Below are 2,517 nucleotides of genomic sequence, written 5' to 3'. Positions count from 1 at the left end.
GAGATGTGGAGGGATAGGAACTTCAAAAAATTGTGAAAACCTAAGAGTAGCAGGCGCTGAACTTGAGAAAGAACGTCGGGCAGAGATTGATGAACATAATCGCAAAATAGATGAAGAATTTAAAGCTAAAATGAAGGCTAAACTTGAAAAAATTGAAGCTGACACTAATAGATTGCGAGCCGAAAGAGAAGCAGAAGAACGCGCTAAAGCTGAACAACAACAAAATAACCATTAAGACACAATGAAGAGCGGAGCATCTCAATGGCAGTAGAAAGAAAAGGCATATTTTCTTATATCGACAATATGTTAATGAATCCCATTACAAAAATAATGGATAGCACCATTACACATCGCTATTGCGCTTTAGCTGCTCAACTTAAAGAACCTTACAGACTGTACAATAGATTTATGACAACATTATGTCTGTCATCTCAATTTATCATCACTGGTTATAAAAACCGATAACACAAGCAGAATTTAAAGATTGTGCTCAAAACTTGTAAAACTGAAAGGAAAAAGGGGAAATATTGATGAATAAAGTTCTCATAACAACATTGCTACTTTGCACAGGGCTTATGGCTGCTGGTTGTGAAAAAACCTATAACGTCGCAGAATTTAAAAAAAATCCAAAATTATTTGATGAATGGGTCACGAGATGTGGAGGGATAGGAACTTCAAAAAATTGTGAAAACCTAAGAGTAGCAGGCGCTGAACTTGAGAAAGAACGTCAGGCAAAAGTTGAAGAAGAAAATCGCAAAATAGATGAAAAATTTAAAGCTGAACAAAAAGCTTGGATTGAAAAAATGAGAGCTGAGAATGAAAAATTCCGAGCCGAACAAGAAGCAAAGCGACGTGCTGAAGAAGAACAAGAAGCAAAAGAGCGCGCTAAACAACAACAGGACAGTCATTAATCATGAATAAAGTTCTCATAACAACATTGCTACTTTGCACAGGGCTCATCACCGCTGGCTGTGAAAAAACCTATAGCGTCGCAGAATTTAAAAAAGATGAAAAATTACGCCTAGAGTGGGATGCGAAATGTGGATTTGCAGGAACTTCAAAAAATTGTGAAAACATGCGGTTAGCATTTTTAGAACTTCAGAAAGAATATGAAGCAAAAGCAGCAGAAAGAAGCCGTAAAATTGAAGAAGAAAATCGCAAAATAGATGAAAAGTTTCAAGCTGAACAAAAAGCTTGGATTGAAAAAATGAGAGCTAATACTCAAAAAATACTCGAAAAACAAAGAGCGGAAACACGCGCTGAAGAAGAACGAAGAGCAAAAGAGCGCGCGGCAGAAGAACAACAAAATAACCATTAAGACATAATGAAGAGCGGAGCATCTCAATGGCAGTAGAAAGCAAAGGCATATTCACTAAGATAGACAATATGTTGATGGATCCCCTTACAAAAATAATGGATAGCATCTATTGCGCTTTAGCTGCTCAACTTAAAGAGTTTTGTACACTCTATAATATATTTATGGCAACATTATGTCTGTGCTCTAGATTTATCATCACTGGTTATAAAAACCGATAACACAAGCATAATTTAAAGATTGTGCTCAAAACTTGTAAAACTGAAAGGAAAAAGGGGAAATATCGATGAATAAAGTTCTCATAACAACATTGCTACTTGGCACTGGAATTATCGCTGCTGGATGTGAAAAAACCTATAGCGTCGCAGAATTTAAAAAAGATAAAAATTTACGCTTAGAGTGGGATGCTAGATGTGGATTTGCAGGAACTTCAAAAAATTGTGAAAACATGCGGTTAGCATTCTTAGAACTTGAGAAAGAACGTCAGGCAAAAGCTAAAGAAATATGGAACGCTACATTTGGGATAAAAGAGCGTGCTGAGGACGAACAAAAAGCGAAAGAACAAAATAATAATTAAATTATAAAAATACACAACGAATAGCGAAGTATCTAAATGGCAATAGTAACCAAAGGCGTATTTTCTTATATCGACAATATGTTAATGAATCCCATTACAAAAACAATGGATAACATCTATTGCGCTTTAGCTGCTCAACTTTATAGAGCCTTACAGACTATACAATATATTTATGGCAACATTATGTCTGTGCTCTAGATTTATCATCACTGGTTATAAAAACCGATAACACAAGCATAATTTAAAGATTGTGCTCAAAACTTGTAAAACTGAAAGGAAAAAGGGGAAATATCGATGAATAAAGTTCTCATAACAACATTGCTACTTGGCACTGGAATTATCGCTGCTGGATGTGAAAAAACCTATAGCGTCGCAGAATTTAAAAAAGATAAAAATTTACGCTTAGAGTGGGATGCTAGATGTGGATTTGCAGGAACTTCAAAGAATTGTGAAAACATGCGGTTAGCATTTTTAGAACTTGATAAGGAACGTCAGGCACAAGCAGCAGAAAGAGAGCGTCAAGCGGAAGAGAACAATCGCAAAAGAGATGAAAAAGATATGGCTGAAATGAGAGCCAGAATTAAAAAAATGAGAGAAGAGAATCAAAAATTCCTTGCTGAACAAA

Annotated in this window: 5 protein-coding genes and 1 pseudogene; all 6 read left to right on the top strand. The window is 35.7% G+C overall.

Annotation, left to right across the window (positions count from 1 at the left end):
* Positions 1–235 (top strand): annotated as a pseudogene (locus tag ACFIL3_RS09625) (hypothetical protein); the annotation flags it as partial.
* 26 nt (positions 236–261) lie between these two features.
* Positions 262–465, top strand: a complete 204-nt coding sequence (locus ACFIL3_RS09620) for a hypothetical protein (protein ID WP_375682171.1) — start codon at positions 262–264, stop codon at positions 463–465.
* A gap of 65 nt (positions 466–530) precedes the next feature.
* On the top strand, positions 531–911 hold the full coding sequence (locus ACFIL3_RS09615; RefSeq protein ID WP_375682170.1) for an EexN family lipoprotein: 381 nt from the start codon (positions 531–533) through the stop codon (positions 909–911).
* A 2-nt stretch (positions 912–913) separates the two neighbouring features.
* On the top strand, positions 914–1,318 hold the full coding sequence (locus ACFIL3_RS09610) for an EexN family lipoprotein (protein WP_375641196.1): 405 nt from the start codon (positions 914–916) through the stop codon (positions 1,316–1,318).
* Between the two features lie 283 nt (positions 1,319–1,601).
* Positions 1,602–1,892 (top strand): EexN family lipoprotein, encoded by a 291-nt coding sequence (locus tag ACFIL3_RS09605; protein ID WP_375682169.1) that lies wholly within the window; start codon positions 1,602–1,604, stop codon positions 1,890–1,892.
* Between the two features lie 294 nt (positions 1,893–2,186).
* Positions 2,187–2,517 (top strand): EexN family lipoprotein (locus ACFIL3_RS09600; protein ID WP_375682168.1); only part of this gene is annotated, 331 nt, incomplete at its 3' end.

The organism is Bartonella sp. CE47NXGY (genome assembly GCF_042195415.1).
Taxonomy (GTDB): Bacteria; Pseudomonadota; Alphaproteobacteria; order Rhizobiales; family Rhizobiaceae; genus Bartonella.
The sequence above is the reverse complement of the archived record's forward strand: the minus strand, read 5'-3'. Positions and strand labels throughout refer to the sequence as shown.

Coding starts and splice junctions, on each gene's coding strand:
- ACFIL3_RS09605 (WP_375682169.1), top strand. CDS start 1,602: ATGAATAAAGTTCTCATAACAACATTGCTACTTGGCACTGGAATTATC.
- ACFIL3_RS09620 (WP_375682171.1), top strand. CDS start 262: ATGGCAGTAGAAAGAAAAGGCATATTTTCTTATATCGACAATATGTTA.
- ACFIL3_RS09615 (WP_375682170.1), top strand. CDS start 531: ATGAATAAAGTTCTCATAACAACATTGCTACTTTGCACAGGGCTTATG.
- ACFIL3_RS09610 (WP_375641196.1), top strand. CDS start 914: ATGAATAAAGTTCTCATAACAACATTGCTACTTTGCACAGGGCTCATC.